Origin of the sequence: Enterobacter sp. 241F3 (assembly GCF_034106785.1) — a bacterium.
Lineage (GTDB): Bacteria > Pseudomonadota > Gammaproteobacteria > Enterobacterales > Enterobacteriaceae > Enterobacter > Enterobacter vonholyi.
In genome coordinates this window covers 1,454,290-1,473,128 of the sequence record NZ_JAWNDD010000001.1, presented here as the reverse complement: position 1 = coordinate 1,473,128, position 18,839 = coordinate 1,454,290, and the positions used below count along the sequence as shown (strand labels likewise).

At 56.9% G+C, this 18,839-nt stretch carries 18 protein-coding genes; 14 read left to right on the top strand and 4 right to left on the bottom strand.

Translation table 11 applies throughout. The features are described from left to right. The first annotated feature begins 77 nt into the window (after positions 1–77). From iraP to adrA, 4 genes are all read left to right on the top strand, one after another. Entirely contained in the window at positions 78–338 is a 261-nt protein-coding gene (gene iraP / locus UR504_RS07000) for an anti-adapter protein IraP (protein WP_024906786.1), read from the top strand. A gap of 99 nt (positions 339–437) precedes the next feature. Beyond that, entirely contained in the window at positions 438–1,853 is a 1,416-nt protein-coding gene (gene phoA, locus UR504_RS06995; RefSeq protein ID WP_302234200.1) for an alkaline phosphatase, read from the top strand. Positions 1,854–1,942: 89 nt separating this feature from the next. Then, positions 1,943–2,263 carry a phosphate starvation-inducible protein PsiF gene (gene psiF, locus UR504_RS06990; RefSeq protein ID WP_008503278.1) on the top strand — a complete coding sequence of 107 codons (321 nt, stop codon included), beginning with the start codon at positions 1,943–1,945 and terminating at the stop codon, positions 2,261–2,263. Positions 2,264–2,365: 102 nt separating this feature from the next. Beyond that, a complete protein-coding gene (adrA, locus tag UR504_RS06985; RefSeq protein ID WP_302234202.1) occupies positions 2,366–3,469 on the top strand; it encodes a diguanylate cyclase AdrA in 1,104 nt (367 codons plus the stop codon). 14 nt (positions 3,470–3,483) lie between these two features. Here the strand turns inward: adrA and proC are convergent, their stop codons facing one another. After that, on the bottom strand, positions 3,484–4,293 hold the full coding sequence (proC, locus tag UR504_RS06980) for a pyrroline-5-carboxylate reductase (protein WP_111963440.1): 810 nt from the start codon (positions 4,291–4,293) through the stop codon (positions 3,484–3,486). A 97-nt stretch (positions 4,294–4,390) separates the two neighbouring features. On the opposite strand from proC, the gene UR504_RS06975 reads away from it, so the two are divergent. The 5 genes from UR504_RS06975 to ppnP all read left to right on the top strand — a co-directional run bounded on the left by UR504_RS06975 (position 4,391) and on the right by ppnP (position 7,028). Further along, entirely contained in the window at positions 4,391–4,849 is a 459-nt protein-coding gene (locus UR504_RS06975) for a YaiI/YqxD family protein (protein WP_010428006.1), read from the top strand. Between the two features lie 144 nt (positions 4,850–4,993). Beyond that, positions 4,994–5,518, top strand: a complete 525-nt coding sequence (aroL, locus tag UR504_RS06970; RefSeq protein ID WP_032639634.1) for a shikimate kinase AroL — start codon at positions 4,994–4,996, stop codon at positions 5,516–5,518. 44 nt (positions 5,519–5,562) lie between these two features. Then, a complete protein-coding gene (gene yaiA, locus UR504_RS06965; protein ID WP_023334675.1) occupies positions 5,563–5,754 on the top strand; it encodes a protein YaiA in 192 nt (63 codons plus the stop codon). 237 nt (positions 5,755–5,991) lie between these two features. Next, entirely contained in the window at positions 5,992–6,669 is a 678-nt protein-coding gene (locus UR504_RS06960; protein ID WP_302234207.1) for an AroM family protein, read from the top strand. A gap of 71 nt (positions 6,670–6,740) precedes the next feature. After that, positions 6,741–7,028, top strand: coding sequence for a pyrimidine/purine nucleoside phosphorylase (ppnP, locus tag UR504_RS06955; RefSeq protein ID WP_008503270.1), 288 nt, complete (start codon positions 6,741–6,743; stop codon positions 7,026–7,028). A 48-nt stretch (positions 7,029–7,076) separates the two neighbouring features. Here ppnP and rdgC read toward each other — a convergent pair whose 3' ends face one another. Next, positions 7,077–7,991 carry a recombination-associated protein RdgC gene (rdgC, locus tag UR504_RS06950; RefSeq protein ID WP_023310540.1) on the bottom strand — a complete coding sequence of 305 codons (915 nt, stop codon included), beginning with the start codon at positions 7,989–7,991 and terminating at the stop codon, positions 7,077–7,079. Between the two features lie 123 nt (positions 7,992–8,114). Here rdgC and mak point away from each other — a divergent pair, with 123 nt between their 5' ends. Further along, a complete protein-coding gene (mak, locus tag UR504_RS06945; protein ID WP_302234209.1) occupies positions 8,115–9,020 on the top strand; it encodes a fructokinase in 906 nt (301 codons plus the stop codon). Between the two features lie 76 nt (positions 9,021–9,096). Here the strand turns inward: mak and sbcC are convergent, their stop codons facing one another. Together sbcC and sbcD are read right to left on the bottom strand one after the other, a co-directional pair. Continuing rightward, on the bottom strand, positions 9,097–12,228 hold the full coding sequence (gene sbcC, locus UR504_RS06940) for an exonuclease subunit SbcC (protein WP_302234210.1): 3,132 nt from the start codon (positions 12,226–12,228) through the stop codon (positions 9,097–9,099). Next, positions 12,225–13,430: an exonuclease subunit SbcD gene (gene sbcD / locus UR504_RS06935; protein WP_302234211.1), complete on the bottom strand. Its 1,206-nt coding sequence runs from the start codon at positions 13,428–13,430 to the stop codon at positions 12,225–12,227. The genes sbcC and sbcD overlap by 4 nt, the downstream gene beginning before the upstream one ends. A 187-nt stretch (positions 13,431–13,617) precedes the next feature. Here sbcD and phoB point away from each other — a divergent pair, with 187 nt between their 5' ends. The 4 genes from phoB to proY all read left to right on the top strand — a co-directional run bounded on the left by phoB (position 13,618) and on the right by proY (position 18,809). Beyond that, positions 13,618–14,307, top strand: a complete 690-nt coding sequence (phoB, locus tag UR504_RS06930; protein WP_008503265.1) for a phosphate response regulator transcription factor PhoB — start codon at positions 13,618–13,620, stop codon at positions 14,305–14,307. Positions 14,308–14,328: 21 nt separating this feature from the next. Continuing rightward, the gene (gene phoR / locus UR504_RS06925) at positions 14,329–15,624 is read left to right on the top strand and encodes a phosphate regulon sensor histidine kinase PhoR (protein ID WP_045909799.1); all 1,296 of its coding nucleotides are present in this window, start codon (positions 14,329–14,331) and stop codon (positions 15,622–15,624) included. Positions 15,625–16,033: 409 nt separating this feature from the next. Further along, positions 16,034–17,353, top strand: a complete 1,320-nt coding sequence (gene brnQ / locus UR504_RS06920) for a branched-chain amino acid transporter carrier protein BrnQ (RefSeq protein ID WP_111963434.1) — start codon at positions 16,034–16,036, stop codon at positions 17,351–17,353. A gap of 82 nt (positions 17,354–17,435) precedes the next feature. Next, positions 17,436–18,809, top strand: a complete 1,374-nt coding sequence (gene proY, locus UR504_RS06915) for a proline-specific permease ProY (RefSeq protein ID WP_008503261.1) — start codon at positions 17,436–17,438, stop codon at positions 18,807–18,809. Positions 18,810–18,839: the final 30 nt, after the last annotated feature.

The following is an 18,839-nucleotide window of genomic DNA, read 5'->3' as shown; positions in this document are numbered from 1 at the left end:
ACCATAATTAATTTCTTCTCTTTGCAATAGGGATTCAGAGTGATAACTTCAGACAAAACTGAAAAGGAACTGGCACGATGAAAAACCTCATTGCTGAATTGCTGGTCAAGCTGGCACAAAAGGAAGAAGAGTCAAAAGAGCTGGTGGCTCAGGTCGAAGCGCTTGAAATTGTGGTCACCGCGCTGCTGCGACAAATGGCGAAAACCGATCAGCAGGCGTTGATTGAGAGCGTGGAAGGCGCGCTGGATAGCGTCAGGCCTGAATCGCAGGTACCGGTTGAGGATGCTGAGATGCTCCACCAGTACGTAAAGAAGCTGTTAAGGCATCCGCGCAGCTAAACCGTCACAGAACGTAACGACGTGTCATAGAATTGTCATGCAGGATGCCTATAGTCGCTCTGTTTTTATTTTTATGTATTTGTACATGGAGAAAATAAATTGAAACAGAGCGCACTTTTCATCGCATTACTTCCCCTGTTAATTACCCCTGCCATTTATGCTGATACGACGCAAACCAGCGTGCTGGATAATCGTGCCGCAAAAGGGGATATCACCCAGCCTGGCGGCGCGCGTCGTTTATCAGAAGATCAAACTGCTGCTATTCGCGCTTCGCTGAATGATAAGCCGGCGAAAAATATTATTCTGCTGATTGGCGATGGAATGGGGGATTCCGAAATCACGGCGGCGCGAAATTATGCCGAGGGTGCGGGCGGCTTTTTTAAAGGTATCGACGCATTACCGTTGACCGGACAATATACCCACTACGCGCTGGATAAAAAAACCGGTAAACCGGATTACGTAACGGACTCCGCGGCCTCTGCCACGGCGTGGTCCACCGGCGTGAAAACCTATAATGGTGCGCTGGGCGTGGATATTCACGAAAAAGATCATCAAACCCTTCTGGAGATGGCAAAAGCGGCGGGCCTGGCGACCGGCAACGTCTCCACCGCTGAACTTCAGGATGCGACGCCTGCGGCGCTGGTGGCACACGTGACCTCGCGTAAGTGCTACGGCCCGTCAGTGACCAGCGAAAAATGCCCTACAAATGCGCTGGAAAAAGGCGGCAAAGGTTCGATTACGGAACAGCTGCTGAACACGCGTCCTGACGTGACGCTGGGCGGCGGCGCGAAAACCTTCGCGGAAACCGCCACGGCGGGCGAGTGGCAGGGCAAAACGCTGCGCGAGCAGGCGCAGGCTCGCGGCTATCAGCTGGTGAGTGACGCAAATGCTCTGGCGGCGATAAGCGAGGCGAACCAGGATAAACCGCTGCTGGGGCTGTTCTCTGACGGCAACATGCCCGTGCGCTGGGAAGGACCAAAAGCCTCGTATCACGGCAATATCGATAAGCCTGCGGTGACCTGTACGCCAAACCCGAAACGCACGGACAGCGTACCGACGCTGGCGGCGATGACCGATAAAGCGATCTCTCTGCTGAGCAAGAGCGAAAAAGGGTTCTTCCTGCAGGTAGAAGGCGCGTCGATCGATAAGCAGGATCATGCGGCAAATCCGTGCGGTCAGATTGGCGAAACCGTCGATCTGGACGAAGCGGTGCAGAAGGCGCTCGCGTTCGCGAAAAAAGACGGTAACACCCTGGTGATCGTCACCGCGGACCACGCGCACGCCAGCCAGATCGTTCCGCCAGATACCAAAGCCCCTGGCCTGACGCAGTCGCTGAACACCAAAGATGGTGCCGTCATGGTGATGAGCTACGGTAACTCTGAAGAAGAGTCCATGGAGCACACGGGCACCCAGCTGCGTATTGCCGCCTACGGCCCGCACGCGGCCAACGTGGTAGGCCTGACCGATCAAACGGATCTGTTCTACACCATGAAGGCGGCGCTGGGCCTTAAATAATAAAATCCCGGCGGAAATCACATCTGCCGGGTGGTTTTTTTCCTGTCACGAACCAGACTTACAGGGAATGTTCACAAAAGGATGGTGCAATGAAAACAACATTACTGGTTACTCTGCTCTCCGGCCTGTTCCTGGTCGCATCGGCGAACGCGGAAGAGAAAACGTTAACGCCGCAGCAGCAGCGTATGACCACCTGTAATCAACAGGCGACGTCTCAGAGTCTGAAGGGCGATGCTCGTAAGACCTACATGAGCGACTGCCTCAAAAACGGCGCCTCGAAGCCAGCTGAAAAAAGCCTCACGCCTCAGCAGCAAAAGATGCGCGAGTGTAATGCCAAGGCCACCGAACAGTCCCTTAAAGGGGATGACCGCAGCAAATTCATGAGTGCCTGCCTGAAGAAAAAAGTGTAGTTCGAACGGGTGAGCGGCTCCGGCGGCTCACCCGAAATTTCATACTTTCCCCGCAGACCCCCTCTCTATAATTTGGGAAAATGTTTCAGAATATTCCCAAAAATGATGAATGATGAAACGTATTACAACAAAAAGCGCATTCGGGAAGAGTGGAATTTAACCCTTTCTCAGGATGACCCTCACCGCGCCGGCATTCAGTTTGCCCGCCGGGTTCGGCTGGCGCGCGCCGTGGGGCTGGCAGCAATGTTTTTCCCGGTTGCGGGAATGCTGGTCACCCATTTTTTACCCGGAGGCTGGTGGCTTTTACTGGTGGGGTGGGCGTTCGTCTGGCCCCATTTCGCCTGGCAGTTATCCTGCCGGGCCGCGTCACCTCAACAGCAGGAAGTGTTCAATCTTAAGATCGATGCCATCATTGCCGGGCTCTGGATCGGCGTGATGGGGATGAGCGCGTTACCCTCGGCAGCGCTGGTGATGATGGTAGGTATGAATATGATGGGCTCCGGGGGCTGTCGCCTGTTTATCCCGGGGATCCTGTTGACTCTGCTTTCCGCGCTGGTGACGCAGCCGCTTGTCGGGAGCGTGGCTGTTTTCAGGCCCGACCCGGTAGAGTGGGGCCTAACGCTGCCCGTACTGGTGCTTTATCCCATGCTTTTTGCCTGGCTCAGCCACCGCACCGCCGTCAGGCTTGCAGAGCACAAGCAGCGGCTGGAAATGATGAGCACCCGTGACGGCATGACCGGGGTCTTTAATCGCCGCCACTGGGAAATGCTGCTGCGAAATGAATTTGAGCATTGCCGCCGCGACCACTGCACCGCCACGATTTTGCTGATTGATATCGACCACTTTAAAAACATCAACGACACCTGGGGGCACGCTGTGGGCGACGAGGCGATCATCGCCATTACGCGTCAGCTCCAGCGGTCAGTACGGTCAGGCGATGCTATAGGCCGGTTTGGTGGGGATGAGTTTGCGGTGATTATGTCGCAGACCGCGGCGGAAAGCGCCATCGCGGTGATGTCGCGGTTGCATGAGCGGCTGGAAAAACTGACGTTACCGTGCGCACCAAAAGAGGCGCTGCGCATCAGCGTAGGCGTTGCCCCCTGGGGGCCGCAGTTTGGACATTATCGGGAATGGCTGAAGGCGGCTGACGTGGCGCTGTACAGGGCGAAAAATGCCGGGCGCGGCCGCACCGAAGTGGCCGCCTGACGCCCGGTCAGAAATCAGGATTTACTCAGCTTCTCTGATTTTTCCATGCATTTTGCCATTGCCTCAATGACGGCCGAGCGGAAACCGCGCTCCTCCAGCACCCGCACCGCTTCAATGGTGGTACCGCCAGGGGAGCAGACCATATCTTTCAGCTCACCCGGGTGTTTACCGGTCTCCAGCACCATTTTGGCGGAGCCCATGACGGCCTGCGCGGCGAACTTATACGCCTGGGCGCGCGGCATTCCGCCAAGCACGGCGGCATCGGCCATCGCTTCTAAAAACATGAAGACATACGCAGGGGCTGATCCACTGACGCCGACCACCGGATGGATCATCGATTCGGCAATCACTTCTGCTTCGCCGAAGCAGCGGAAAATGTTCAGTACATCAGCCACTTCTTCTGAGGTCACCAGCGCGTTAGGCGTGACGGAGGTCATGCCGGCGTTGACCAGCGAAGGGGTATTGGGCATCGCGCGGACGATTTTACGATCGTGACCCAGCGCGCGCGCCAGCTGATCGAGGGTGACGCCCGCGGCAATCGACACCACCAGCGTCTCTTTATTCAGGCTGGAGGTGATGTCACTCAGCACTTTGATCATGATGTTCGGCTTGACGGCGCCAAAGACGATATCGGCGACCTGGGCCACTTCCTGCGCGCTTTCGGCGGCGTTGATCCCGTACTGATCGCGCAACGCGGCGACCTTGTCTGGTGACGGGGTATAGACCCAAATCTGACCCGGCAGCACCTGCCCGCTGGCGATCAGGCCGCCCAGGATGGCTTTGCCCATGTTACCGCAGCCGATAAACCCGATTTTCTTGTCCATCACGATTCTCCGTCATTATGCGTTGTTTTCTCTGATTGATAGCTTAACAACGAAATGCAGGCGACAATAGTCGGCAGAGTTATTATGGGGAGACAATATGGCGATTTGGGTTGATGCGGACGCGTGTCCGAATGTGATTAAAGAGATTTTATTTCGCGCCGCCGAGCGCGTTCAGATGCCGCTGACGCTGGTGGCGAACCAGAATATTCGCGTACCGCCTTCGCGGTTCATCCGCTCTTTGCGCGTGCCGGCCGGGTTCGACGTGGCGGATAACGAAATTGTCCGCCTGTGCAGCGCGGAGGATCTGGTGATCACGGCGGATATTCCGCTGGCTGCCGAAGTGCTGGAAAAAGGGGCCGCGGCGCTCAATCCGCGCGGAGAGCGATACTCGCCGTCGACCATTCGCGAGAAGCTCACCATGCGCGATTTTATGGATACGATGCGGGCCAGCGGCGTGCAGACCGGGGGGCCGGACAGCCTGTCACAGCGCGATCGTCAGCAGTTTGCTGCCGAACTGGATAAATGGCTGCTGGAGGTGAAGCGCCGCACAGCGTAATGATAATTATTGTCAATTTGTGGTACAGTGTGGCTTCCACAGGGTTGTCATCCCGTACCGCTTTGCAGTAAAGTAATCGCAACATCTTCTGCAATTATTTCTTTACACTCTTCAGCCATCCGGCATCAAGGGGAACACCTGGCTATGACCCAACCCATCTTTTTAGTTGGCCCCCGCGGCTGTGGGAAAACCACCGTTGGCCTGGAGCTGGCACGCGTGTGTCATCGCCAGTTTGTGGATACCGACCACTGGCTGCAAACCGAGGCTGGAAAAACCATCGCTGAGATTGTTGAGCAAGAGGGATGGGAGAGCTTTCGCGCGCGCGAAACGGCCGCGCTGAAAGCGGTCACCACCCCGTCTGCCGTGATCGCGACCGGGGGTGGCATTGTTCTGGCGGAGTGTAATCGTCACTTTATGCGCGAAAAGGGGATTGTGATCTACCTTAGCGCGCCGGTGTCGGCCCTGGTTGGGCGTCTGGAAGCCTTTCCGGAAGAGGGACAACGCCCTGCGCTGACCTCCAGGCCGCTGAACGAAGAGGTGAGTGAAGTGCTGGCGGAACGCGATGCGTTATACCGCGAAGCGGCTCACCACGTGGTGGATGCGTCAGCCTCTCCTGAAGACGTTGTGATTCAGATTATTACCGCCCTGCGTTTGGCTTGTGCCAGCTAAGCGGCGTCTATACTTATAGCTCAGACATAAAAAAAGGATGAGCTATGCCAACCAGACCTCCCTATCCGCGTGAAGCGCGCATTGTTACCGTTGAAAAAGGCCATACGGGTCATACCGTGACCTGGTATCAACTGCGTGCCGATCACCCCAAGCCGGACTCGCTGATCAGTGAACACGAGACTGAACAGGAAGCGCTGGATGCGAAACGGCGCTATGAAGATCCCGACATAACCTGAATGTTTTCCTAAACGCTCCAGGATCGTGCCTGAATCACACTTTTTACTCATCGTGAAAGTTAAGCAGGAGTTAATATTTAGTTATTACAAGTAACTCTGGTATCGGCAGGCGATCTTTACATTTCGATGTCGGGATCACCTGCTACGCTTGGTGCTGTTTTGTTGAAAAAACGAACTGTGCAGCGTAGTGAGCCTGTACCTGTGTGCACGATGTTGGAGTAATGGAAGGCGATAAAGATGAAGGCAACGTTGGCGATCCTCACCATTGGTGTGGTCCCTGTAAGCGAAGTGTTACCGCTCTTAACCGAGCATGTATCTGAACAACAGATAACGCATCTTAGCCTGTTGGGGAAGATGAGTCGGGAAGAGGTCATGGAGGACTACGCTGTCGAGGCGGGGGAGGATCCCCTGGCGACGTTATTAAGTGACGGTAAACTGGCGCACGTTTCACGCCAGAAAATCGAGCGCTCGCTGCAGGGCGTGATAGAAGTGCTCGATAATCAAGGTTATGACGTTATTTTGCTGATGAGCACGGCTCCCATTAAGGGGCTCACGGCGCGCAATGCGATTCTGCTGGAACCGATGCGCATCATTCCGCCGCTGGTGGCCTCCATCGTGGATGGTCATCAGGTGGGGGTGATTGTCCCCATTGAGGAGCTCATGGATAACCAGGAGGCAAAATGGCACGTGCTGGAAAAAGTGCCTTTGTACGCACTGGCCAATCCGTTCTGGGACAGCGAGGCCAAACTCATTGCGGCCGGGAATGAACTGCTGGAAAGAGGGGCCGATGTCCTGATTCTGGACTGCCTGGGTTTCCACCAGCATCATCGTGATTTGCTGCAAAAAGCGCTGGATGTGCCGGTGCTATTATCCAACGTTCTGATGGCTCGCCTGGCCTCGGAACTGCTCATGTAATGATTTTGCGTGACAGGTGATGAGCATGGCCCCTATAGTGAATTTTTATTTAAAAATATAAGGGCCAGTTCATGCTTCAGAGTAACGAATACTTTTCCGGTAAAGTGAAATCCATTGGTTTTACCAGCAGCAGCACTGGCCGCGCCAGCGTTGGCGTAATGGCGGAAGGGGAATACACCTTTGGCACGGCGGAAGCGGAAGAAATGACGGTGGTCAGCGGTGCGCTGAACGTCCTGCTGCCGGGCGAAACGGAATGGAAAGTTTACGCTGCCGGGCAAGTTTTCAACGTCCCTGGCCACAGCGAATTTCATTTGCAGGTGGCTGAGCCCACCTCTTATCTGTGCCGCTATCTGAAATAAAAAATTAGCCGGGTGGCGCTAACGCTTACCCGGCCTACGTTTTGCCCGTTATCGCTGCGCTTCGCCGCCGAGACCTTCCACCAGATTCTGAATCAACGCGGCCAGCTCGCCGGTCATCAGGATGAAATCCGCGTCAAAACGCTGGGCGTAATCTTCCCTGTCTATATCTTCGTTCTGATCGCGCAGCTCGTCGCAGAACTTCAGACGCTTCACGGAGCCGTCGTCGCACATCACGAACTGGATGCGCTGCTGCCAGTCGAGCGCCAGCTTGGTGACCACTTTACCCGCTTCGATGTGTACGGCGATCTCGTCGCTGACCAGATCCTGCTTCTTCGCGCGGATCACGCCGCCATCTTCCAGCAGGGCTTTCAGCTCGGCTTCATCAAGGATCTGGAAGCCCTGGGCCGCAGCGCCGCTGCGTACCCATTCGGTCAGCGTCAGCTCGATCGGCGTTTCCAGCGCCAGCGGAACGACCGGTAAAGATCCGATGCTTTTGCGCAGCAGGGCCAGCGTATCTTCTGCTTTCTTGGCGCTGGCGCAGTCCACCATGATCAGCCCGTTGACGGTGTCGATCCACATCATGGTCTGGCTGAAGCGGCTAAAGGCGCGCGGCAGCAGGGAGTGCAGTACTTCGTCCTTCAGCGAATCTTTTTCGGTTTTTTTCAGCTTGCGGCCCTGTTCGGCTTCCAGCTTAAAAATTTTCGCCTCGAGCGCCTGCTTAACCACCGGCGTCGGCAGGATTTTCTCTTCTTTACGGGCACAGACGATAATTTGACCCGTGCTGCTGGCGTGGGTCAGTGCATCGCTTTGTGAACCCATTGGCGGAACCCAACCGGTTTTTGCCATATCCTGGCTACCGCAAGGGGAAAAGGTATAAGCGGCTAACTGTTTTTCCATCTCTTCTGCACGCAGCGAAACGTCGCGGCTGAGACGGTAAACCATCAAATTTTTGAACCACAGCATGATAATTTCCACGGCCTTGTCGTTAAATCAGCGGGCATGATAACGAATTGTCGCATCGCTTGCATTGCTAATCGGGATGCGTGCTTCTACTCTGTTGATAATCAAAATAATGAGGAGAGTCTTGTGCGTATTGGGATCGATTTGGGCGGCACCAAAACAGAAGTTATCGCACTGAGCGAGCAGGGGCAGCAGCTGTTTCGCCATCGTCTGCCAACGCCGCGCGATGATTATCGCCAGACTATCGAGACGATTGCTCAACTGGTTGAGATGGCCGAGCAGGCGACAGGGCAAACCGGGAGCGTAGGGATGGGGATCCCGGGGTCGATCTCGCCGTATACCGGCGTGGTTAAAAATGCCAACTCCACCTGGCTCAACGGTCAGCCGTTTGATAAGGATTTGAGCCAACGTCTGAACCGGGGAGTGCGTCTGGCCAACGACGCTAACTGTCTGGCGGTCTCGGAGGCCATCGACGGCGCGGCGGCAGGTGCCCAGACCGTGTTTGCCGTGATCGTCGGTACCGGCTGCGGTGCGGGCGTGGCGTTTGGCGGACGCGCCCATATCGGCGGTAACGGCACCGCGGGTGAGTGGGGTCACAACCCGCTGCCGTGGATGGATGAAGACGAGCTTAAATACCGCGCTGAAGTGCCGTGCTACTGCGGAAAGCAGGGCTGTATTGAGACGTTTATCTCCGGTACCGGTTTTGCGACCGACTACCATCGCCTGAGCGGCCAGCCGCTTAAGGGAAATGAGATTATGCGTCTGGTCGAAGCACAGGATCCGGTGGCGGAGCTGGCGCTGAGCCGCTACGAAATGCGGCTGGCGAAATCGCTGGCCCACGTGGTGAATATTCTCGATCCAGACGTGATTGTGCTCGGCGGCGGCATGAGCAACGTCGACCGGCTGTACGCCACGGTACCGAACCTGGTGAAGCAGTGGGTCTTCGGCGGCGAGTGTGAAACTCCGATCCGCAAAGCTGTCCACGGTGACTCCAGCGGCGTGCGCGGCGCGGCGTGGCTGTGGCCGGAATAAAAGCAAATAGTGTTTATTCCCTCTCCCTGTGGGAGAGGGCAAGGGTGAGGGGCACCAGAACGCACCGTTCCACCCTTCACCCCACCGCAAATTCCTTATCCAGCCTGCTATACCCCAGCCCGTTAATTTTCTTCACCTTGATCTGCACCGGAATACGCTCTTTCATCGCCTCTACGTGGCTGATCACGCCGATGGTTTTCCCGGTGGCGTTCAGTGCGTCGAGCGCATCCAGCGCGGTATCCAGCGTTTCACTGTCGAGCGTGCCGAACCCTTCATCCAGGAACAGGGAATCGATCCGCGTTTTATGACTCACAAGATCGGAAAGCGCCAGCGCCAGCGCCAGGCTGACCAGGAAGCTCTCGCCGCCTGAGAGCGTGCGGGTATCGCGAACCGCATCCGCCTGCCACGTATCCACCACTTCCAGCTCCAGCGCGTCGCTGGCCTTACGCTGCAATAAATAACGCCCGTGCAGGCGGTTAAGCTGCTGGTTAGCAAGCCAGACAAGATTGTCCAGCGTCAGCCCCTGGGCGAACTTGCGGAACTTGTCGCCGGTGCTCGAGCCGATCAGCGCGTTCAGGTACCCCCAGTCGTCTACCTGGCGCGCGGCCTCTTCAATTTCCTGCATCAACGCCAGCTGGTGCTGCCGGTTATCGCTGTCCTGCTTAAGCTGCTGACGGATCTCGCCCTGATGCGTGGTGTTCTCGCGAAGCCGTTGCGCCAGCTGCTGCAGCTGGCTTTGCAGCGCAGGAGCATCTTCGTCGAGCCCTTCCGGCCGCAGAGTCAGATGAGACTGCAGCTGTTGGTTCGCTTGCCCGCACAGCGCCGCAGCCTGCTGTATCTGGTTTTCCAGCGACTGCTTTCGCTGTTCGAGATGGCGAATGGCATCGTCATCCAGCAGGGCGGCAAGAAACGCGTCCTGGTCGGCAAAGCAGCTCGCCGAGAGCGCCGCGGTGAACTGCGTCTGCGACTGCTGCAGGCGCTCTCGCTCCAGCGCTTCCTGCTGCTGTTGCGCGGTGAGCTGGCTTTGCAGCGACACGCATTCGTCGTGGATGGCGCGCCAGTTATCAGGGATAACCGGTTCGGCGTCCTCGCTGTTTGTTGCCGGAAGCGCGTCGAGCAGCGGCTTCAGGGCGTTTATGCGTTCCTGCAGCACGCCGTGCTGCGTTTGCTTCTCCTGCCACTGCGCGAATTCAGCTTCACGGGCCTGAAGCCAGGCGGCTTCCTGACCCTCTTCAGGTGCGTTAAGTGAGAGCGCGAGCAGCGCATGTTCCAGCGCCTGGCGCGTGGCCGCCTGCTGCTGCTGATACTGCCGCTCCTGCGCTTCCTGTTCGTTCAGCTGGTTCTGCAGGGTCAGCCGCTGGCTGAGCTGATAAAGCTGGCGCTCGTGCTGTTCCTGTTCGTTCAGCCATGGTGCGATATCATCCTGAATATACAACGCGATGTTCAGGGACGCGCAGGCCTCCATCCACTCTTTAGTGAGCGCTTGCTCTTCCTGAGAAAGCGTCTGCGCGTCGTCTGTTTCACGCTGGATCTGCTGAGTCAGGGCATTAACCTGTCCCAGCACCAGCAGGCCTTCCTCTTTAAGCGCGGCGACCTCTTTTTCCAGGGCATCACGGCGGCGCTGGTTATCCGTCAGCTCAAGCGACTGATATTGCTCAACGGCCGGATGTTCGCAGGAACCGCACAGCGGACAGGGTTTACCCGCCTCAAGCTGCGAACGGTAATGCTCCAGCTTCTTGATTGTTGCTTCGGTTTCGCACAGGGCTTTCAGGTCGAGATAGTGCTGGTTTTTTTCTTTGTACTGCTGGCGGCGCAGCGTCAGCGTTTCATTGAGTTTATTTTGTTCGGCCTGCGCCTTCTGCACGCTTTCACCGCTCTGACGCAGGCGCTTTTGCAGCGGCTGATAGCGGGCATGCAGCGACGTCAGCTGCTGGCGCAGCGTGCGTGACCGGGACTGCTGCTCCATGGCTACGCTGACTTCGTCCGCCGTTAGCGTCAGCGCATTTTCCGGCATCTCAGCCAGCCTGTTGCGTAATTCACTTATCCGCGCCGCAAGCGAGGCTAACTGCGTTTTATCGCGGTTAAGCTGCGAGAACTGGGCACGCCATCCGGCGATCTCCTGCCCCAGCAGGCGATAACGCTCGTGCTCCGCCAGCCACTGCGCCAGCGCCGTCAGTTCGGTCTGAAGCTGCTCGTGGTTACGCAGGGCGGTATTGCGAATACGCGAACGCAGCGCGGTTCTGGCTTGTAAGCGAGTATTTACTTCGATAATACGCTGCTGCGTTTGCGTCAGGCGTGCGGTTTGTTCCTGCTGATGCTCCCAAAGCGGTCGAAGCTGGGCGGCGGGCAGAGCAAGCTGGAGTTTTGCCAGCTCAGGTGCTGCGTCCGCCAGCGCCTGTTGCGCATGCTGCTGGAGCGCGTTGACGCGCTGTTGCTCTCTTACGAGCTCTTCATGGCGCGTAAGCCACTGAAAATCTTTCTGTTGGCTTTGCTGCTGTTCCAGCAGGATTTTCTCTTCGTCAGTAAGTGCCTGCAAACTTTGCTGTAACTGCTGCTGTAGCTCTTCACTCAACAGCACGACGCCCGCCGCCTGCGCCTCGCACTTTTCAAGCACGCTGCGGGCGGCTTTGTGTTTTTCAAACACCATGGCGGAAATCTGGCCGTAGATCTCGGTGCCGGTCAGCTCTTCCAGCAGCTCGGCACGATCGCTCGGTTTGGCGTTGAGGAAGGCAGCAAATTGCCCCTGTGAGAGCAGCATCGAGCGGGTAAAGCGGCCATAGTCCAGCCCGGTGAGCGCGGCGGTTTGCTCCAGTTTATCCGTCACTTTGTCGGCCAGGATTTTGCCATCTTCGCAGCGCGCCAGCTCAACGCGCGGTGCCTGCAGGTTCCCGTCAGGCTGGTTGCGCGCCCGGTTCTGGCTCCAGAAGGCGCGGTAAGCGATGCCTTTTACCTCGAACTCCACTTCAGCCAGGCACTCGGCGGTGTCGCGCGTCATCAGATCGTTTTGCGCCTGGGAGACCTTATTCAGGCGCGGCGTTTCGTGATAAAGCGCCAGACAGATGGCGTCGAGCAGGGTAGTTTTACCTGCCCCGGTCGCGCCGGTGATGGCAAACAGCCCGTTGCTGGCAAACGGCTCAGCGGTAAAGTCAATTTTCCACTCGCCCTTGAGGGAGTTGATATTTTTCAGGCGCAGGCTCAGAATTTTCACGCGTTTTCTTCCTCATCATTGAGCGCATGCAGGGTATGGCTGAACAGTTCGCTGAGTCTTGCGCGCTTCGTGTCGTCGATTTCCTCCTGCGAGAGCCTGCGTTCAAACACCTCTTCAACCCGAAGCTCACTGAGCGTTTCGCGTTGAGCGCTTAACAGTATTTTCTCGCGCTGCTCGCGGCTGCGGCGCACCAGTAACACCTCTACCGGCAAGTCTTCGGTCAGCGCCTGGATTTTTCGCTGCATATCGTGCAGGTAGTCGTCGGTGGTGATTTCGATATCCAGCCAGATGGGGGGATCTTGCTCGACGCCGCGCCACTGCTCCAGCTGGGCGGTAATGGCGTCGAGATCGCCCTTCAGCACCGCCAGCGGCTGGGTGACGGGCACCTCCAGCGTGTCGACGGCGCTGAGTTTTCCGTCGGAGAAGGTCACCAGATGTACGGATTTGGCTTTGCCCGTTTCGTCAAAGCTGAGCGAAAGGGGGGAGCCGCAGTAGCGGATGTGCTCGCAGCCGCCGACGATCTGCGCCCGGTGAATGTGTCCGAGCGCAATGTAGTCGGCTGGCGGGAAGTGCTGCGCCGGAAAGGCATCCAGCGTGCCGATATAGATGTCACGCACGGCGTCACTTTTACTGGCCCCGACGGTGGTGAGGTGCCCGGTCGCAATCACCGGAATCGACTGGTCACCGCGCAGGGCACAAGCTTCGGCGTGCTGCTGGTGGTAATAGTCGGTGATGGCCTGTAATAAATGCTGCTGCTTTTCCGCGCCCGACAGCCCCGCCTGGCTTTGCACGATGTCCCGTGGACGTAAAAAGGGAATCGGACACAGCACCGCCCCCGGCGACCCGTCGCGTTTTTTCAGGATCTGCGGGGCGTGCCCGGCGCTGGCGACGACGGTGGTATTGAGAAACGCCAGAATGTCGCGGGATTCATTCAGCGTTGCGACGGAATCATGGTTGCCGGCGACAATCACCAGATGACAGCCGGTTTGCTGCAGATTCACCACGAAGCGGTTATACAGCTCGCGCGCATAGCTCGGCGGCGAGCCGGTATCAAAGATGTCACCCGCCACGATAATCGCATCCACCTCGTGCGTCCGGGCCGTTTCCAGCAGCCAGCCCAGGAACGCTTCATGTTCAGCCGCACGGCTTTTGCTGTAAAAATTTTGACCCAGATGCCAGTCCGAGGTGTGAAGTATGCGCATAGCTGATCCGTGGCAAAAAAGAGAAAGCAGGATTATAAACGTTCAGAGAAGGGAAAATAACCGCTGTAATAAAACAACGGTTTGCCCGTTAACGTGGTACTGTTTTTCATAAATCTGTCATAAATCTGACGCATAATGGCGCCGAATTACAAACTTGTAACGTAAATAAGATAAGACAGGGCAAAGTATGGCGAGACGTATTCTGGTCGTAGAAGATGAAGCTCCAATTCGTGAAATGGTGTGCTTCGTGCTCGAGCAAAACGGCTTCCAGCCGGTTGAAGCGGAAGATTATGACAGCGCAGTGAACCAGCTGAATGAACCCTGGCCCGATCTGATTCTGCTGGACTGGATGTTGCCCGGCGGCTCCGGACTGCAGTTTATCAAACACCTGAAGCGTGAAGCGCTGACCCGCGACATCCCGGTTGTGATGCTCACGGCGCGCGGAGAAGAAGAGGATCGCGTGCGCGGTCTGGAGACCGGTGCGGACGATTACATTACTAAACCGTTCTCCCCAAAAGAGCTGGTGGCCCGCATTAAAGCCGTGATGCGCCGTATTTCACCGATGGCGGTGGAAGAGGTGATCGAAATGCAGGGGCTGAGCCTTGATCCTACTTCTCACCGTGTGATGACCGGTGAAAATCCCCTCGACATGGGGCCTACCGAATTTAAACTCCTGCACTTCTTTATGACCCACCCGGAACGCGTTTACAGCCGCGAGCAGTTGCTGAATAACGTCTGGGGAACTAACGTGTATGTCGAAGACCGGACGGTTGACGTACATATCCGCCGCCTGCGAAAAGCGCTGGAACTGAGCGGCCACGATCGCATGGTGCAGACGGTCCGCGGCACGGGTTATCGTTTTTCTACCCGTTTCTGAACAATGACAGGAGTGTGACGCGTGCTGGAACGTCTGTCATGGAAAAGGCTCGTCTTTGAACTGATCTTATGCTGTATTCCGGCCTTCATTCTGGGGGCCTTTCTTGGACACCTGCCGTGGTTTCTGCTGGCGTCGGTCACCGGGCTGCTCATCTGGCATTTCTGGAACCTGCTGCGCCTCTCCTGGTGGCTGTGGGTTGACCGAAGCATGACGCCGCCGCCGGGAAGCGGCAGCTGGGAGCCGTTGCTTTACGGTCTGCATCAGATGCAGATGCGTAATAAAAAGCGTCGCCGCGAGCTGGGAAGCCTGATTAAGCGTTTTCGCAGCGGTGCAGAGTCGCTGCCGGATGCCGTGATCCTGACCACCGAAGAAGGGACGATCTTCTGGTGTAACGGCCTGGCGCAGCAGCTGCTGGGCCTGCGCTGGCCGGATGACAATGGCCAGAATATCCTCAACCTTCTGCGTTATCCCGAGTTCACGCTGTATCTGAAAAAGCGTGATTTCACCCGTCCGCACAATCTGAAGCTCAATAATGGCCGCCATCTGGAAATACGCGTGATGCCCTACAGCGATAAGCAGTGGCTGATGGTGGCGCGCGATGTTACCCAGATGCACCAGCTGGAAGGGGCGCGTCGCAACTTCTTCGCCAACGTCAGCCACGAACTGCGAACCCCGTTGACCGTGCTGCAGGGCTACCTGGAGATGATGCAGGAGCAAACGCTGGAAGGTGCGCCGCGTGAAAAAGCGCTGCACACCATGCGCGAGCAAACGCACCGGATGGAAGGGCTGGTGAAGCAGCTGCTGACGCTCTCGAAGATTGAAGCGGCGCCAACGCTCGCGCTGAATGACACCATTGATGTCCCGATGATGCTGCGGGTCGTGGAGCGTGAAGCGCAGACGTTAAGCCACAAAAAGCATCACCTGACCTTTGACGTCGACAACACGCTGAAGGTGCTGGGCAGCGAAGATGAGCTGCGCAGCGCCATTTCCAACCTGGTGTATAACGCGGTGAATCATACGCCGGAGGGGACGGATATCGTGGTGCGCTGGCACCATACCCCAACGGGGGCCGAGTTTAGCGTGGAGGACAACGGGCCGGGGATTGCGCCGGAGCATATTCCGCGTCTGACCGAGCGCTTCTACCGTGTGGATAAAGCGCGATCGCGCCAGACGGGCGGAAGCGGCCTGGGGCTGGCAATTGTGAAACACGCGGTGAATCACCATGAAAGCCGTCTCGATATTCAGAGTACGCTGGGTAAAGGAACCCGCTTCAGTTTCGTTATTCCGGAACGATTAATTGCCAAAAAGATCGCCTGACGGCGGGCGTGTCATTTTACCTTTCCACGGGTCAGCCATCTCTGGCCCGTTTGCTTTGCAGTCAAGCGAAACGCGGATGAATTTTATACGGCTGGCTGTTTTTTGTTCGCATGATTAGCCATGGGTTTTTCTTATAAACAGCGTATTGTGCTGGTGCGTATTTTCATGCTGGCATATTGTTCTGGTTTTGCGATCCCACCTTGCCTTTAAACGTTATAAGCGTTTAAATTGCGCCCCAGATACTGTCAGACCGACTGTATTTGCGTGGTAAATCGAAAAACTATTCTTCTCCACGCCAGGACGGGAGCATTTCCCGCTGAAATTGAGCAAATTTTCGGCTGTATCGTCCCGTGAGGGATATCGAAAATCTCAATGTTTTCAACACCACATCCACAGGCAGTAAGGTTTTATGACCCATCACTTAAAATCGCGTGACATCATCGCGCTGGGCTTTATGACATTTGCGCTGTTCGTTGGCGCAGGCAACATCATTTTCCCTCCAATGGTTGGCTTACAGGCGGGTGAACACGTCTGGACCGCCGCGTTTGGTTTCCTGATTACTGCCGTGGGTCTGCCGGTGCTGACCGTCATCGCGCTGGCGAAAGTCGGCGGCGGTGTGGATAGCCTCAGCACCCCGATTGGCAAAGTGGCGGGCGTTCTGCTGGCAACCGTCTGCTATCTCGCCGTTGGCCCGCTGTTTGCGACCCCGCGTACGGCAACCGTGTCCTTCGAAGTGGGTATTGCTCCCCTGACCGGTGACGGTGCGATGCCGCTGTTTATCTACAGCCTGATCTACTTCGCGATCGTGATTCTGGTTTCCCTCTATCCGGGCAAGCTGCTGGATACCGTGGGTAACTTCCTGGCTCCGCTGAAAATTGTGGCGCTGATTGTTCTGGCGGTAGCGGCCATCGTCTGGCCAGCCGGCCCGATTAGCGACGCGATGGACGCCTATAAAAACGCCGCGTTCTCTAACGGCTTTGTGAACGGCTACCTGACGATGGACACGCTGGGCGCGATGGTGTTTGGTATTGTTATCGTTAACGCCGCGCGTTCCCGCGGTGTGACCGAAGCGCGTCTGCTGACCCGCTACACCATCTGGGCTGGCCTGATGGCCGGCGTGGGGCTGACGCTGCTGTATCTGGCGCTGTTCCGTCTGGGTTCCGATAGCGCCATGCTGGTTGAGCAGAACGCCAACGGTGCGGCTATCCTTCACGCCTACGTGCAGCACACCTTCGGCGGTGCGGGCAGTATGCTGCTGGCAGCGCTGATCTTCCTGGCCTGTCTGGTTACCGCGGTTGGCCTGACCTGCGCCTGCGCAGAGTTCTTTGCACAGTATCTGCCGCTTTCTTACCGCACCCTGGTGTTTATCCTCGGTATCTTCTCCATGGCGGTGTCTAACCTCGGTCTGAGCCACCTGATTCAGGTCTCTATTCCGGTGCTGACGGCGATTTACCCGCCGTGCATCGTGCTGGTAGTGCTGAGCTTTACTCGTCCGTGGTGGAACAACTCTTCACGAATTATTGCGCCAGCCATGTTTATCAGCCTGATTTTTGGTATCCTTGACGGGATTAAAGCATCAGCTTTCGCGCACATACTGCCGGCATGGACACAGCGTCTGCCGCTGTCCGAGCAGGGTCTGGCCTGGTTGATGCCTACCGTTGTTGCACTGGTTCTGGCGATTATCTGGGATCGTGCTGCAGGGCGTCAGGTCGCATCGAACGCTCATTAATCAACGGCAACAAACTGTTTAACCACGGGGCTTAAGGCCCCGTGGTTTTTTGTTTTTTTTCGTGTTGAATGGCAAGATTTAAATGGAAAGCACTAACAAACTTAAACGTGGATTGAGCACGCGCCACATCCGCTTTATGGCGCTGGGCTCTGCTATCGGCACCGGTCTTTTTTATGGCTCGGCAGATGCCATCAAAATGGCCGGTCCCAGCGTTCTGCTGGCGTACATTATCGGCGGCGTGGCGGCGTATATCATCATGCGCGCCCTCGGCGAAATGTCGGTTCACAACCCCTCCGCCAGCTCTTTCTCCCGCTACGCGCAGGAAAACCTCGGCCCGCTGGCCGGGTTTATCACCGGCTGGACCTACTGCTTCGAAATCCTGATTGTTGCGATTGCCGACGTGACGGCATTTGGCATCTACATGGGCGTCTGGTTCCCGGCGGTACCGCACTGGATTTGGGTGCTGAGCGTTGTGCTGATCATTTGCGCCGTCAACCTGATGAGCGTGAAGGTGTTCGGCGAGCTGGAGTTCTGGTTCTCCTTCTTCAAGGTCGCCACCATCATCATCATGATTGTGGCCGGTTTCGGGATTATCATCTGGGGGATTGGCAACGGCGGGCAGCCGACCGGGATCCACAACCTCTGGAGCAACGGCGGCTTCTTCAGCAACGGCTGGCTCGGGATGGTGATGTCGCTGCAGATGGTGATGTTCGCCTACGGCGGTATCGAGATTATCGGTATCACCGCCGGGGAAGCGAAAGATCCGGAGAAATCCATTCCGCGCGCCATCAACTCTGTGCCGATGCGTATTCTGGTGTTCTACGTGGGTACGCTGTTCGTGATTATGTCCATCTACCCGTGGAACCAGGTAGGCACCAACGGTAGCCCGTTTGTCCTGACCTTCCAGCATATGGGCATTGCGTTTGCGGCCAGCATTCTGAACTTTGTGGTGCTGACCGCGTCGCTTTCGGCGATTAACAGTGACGTCTTTGGCGTAGGCCGTATGCTGCACGGCATGGCGGAGCAGGGCAGTGCGCCGAAGGTATTCGCCAAAACCTCACGCCGCGGCACGCCGTGGGTAACCGTTGTGGTAATGACCGTAGCGCTGCTGTTCTCGGTTTACCTGAACTACATCATGCCGGAGAACGTCTTCCTCGTGATTGCGTCCCTGGCGACCTTCGCAACCGTCTGGGTGTGGATCATGATCCTGCTGTCGCAGATTGCCTTCCGCCGTCGCCTGTCGCCGGATGAGGCGAAAGCGCTGAAGTTCAAAGTCCCGGGCGGCGTTGCGACGACCGTCGTGGGGCTGATCTTCCTGGTGTTTATCATTGGCCTGATTGGCTACCATCCGGACACCCGCATTTCACTGTACGTGGGCTGCGCGTGGATTGTGCTGCTGCTGGTGGGCTGGGTGTTTAAATGCCGCCGCGACCGTCAGCTGGCGGAAGCGCAGTAATCTTTTTTTCTCCCTCTCCTTGTGGGAGAG

Coding starts and splice junctions, on each gene's coding strand:
- UR504_RS06960 (WP_302234207.1), top strand. CDS start 5,992: ATGAAGGCAACGTTGGCGATCCTCACCATTGGTGTGGTCCCTGTAAGC.
- proC (WP_111963440.1), bottom strand. CDS start 4,293: ATGGACAAGAAAATCGGGTTTATCGGCTGCGGTAACATGGGCAAAGCC.
- adrA (WP_302234202.1), top strand. CDS start 2,366: ATGATGAATGATGAAACGTATTACAACAAAAAGCGCATTCGGGAAGAG.
- psiF (WP_008503278.1), top strand. CDS start 1,943: ATGAAAACAACATTACTGGTTACTCTGCTCTCCGGCCTGTTCCTGGTC.
- yaiA (WP_023334675.1), top strand. CDS start 5,563: ATGCCAACCAGACCTCCCTATCCGCGTGAAGCGCGCATTGTTACCGTT.
- brnQ (WP_111963434.1), top strand. CDS start 16,034: ATGACCCATCACTTAAAATCGCGTGACATCATCGCGCTGGGCTTTATG.
- UR504_RS06975 (WP_010428006.1), top strand. CDS start 4,391: ATGGCGATTTGGGTTGATGCGGACGCGTGTCCGAATGTGATTAAAGAG.
- rdgC (WP_023310540.1), bottom strand. CDS start 7,991: ATGCTGTGGTTCAAAAATTTGATGGTTTACCGTCTCAGCCGCGACGTT.
- proY (WP_008503261.1), top strand. CDS start 17,436: ATGGAAAGCACTAACAAACTTAAACGTGGATTGAGCACGCGCCACATC.
- iraP (WP_024906786.1), top strand. CDS start 78: ATGAAAAACCTCATTGCTGAATTGCTGGTCAAGCTGGCACAAAAGGAA.
- ppnP (WP_008503270.1), top strand. CDS start 6,741: ATGCTTCAGAGTAACGAATACTTTTCCGGTAAAGTGAAATCCATTGGT.
- phoB (WP_008503265.1), top strand. CDS start 13,618: ATGGCGAGACGTATTCTGGTCGTAGAAGATGAAGCTCCAATTCGTGAA.
- sbcD (WP_302234211.1), bottom strand. CDS start 13,430: ATGCGCATACTTCACACCTCGGACTGGCATCTGGGTCAAAATTTTTAC.
- aroL (WP_032639634.1), top strand. CDS start 4,994: ATGACCCAACCCATCTTTTTAGTTGGCCCCCGCGGCTGTGGGAAAACC.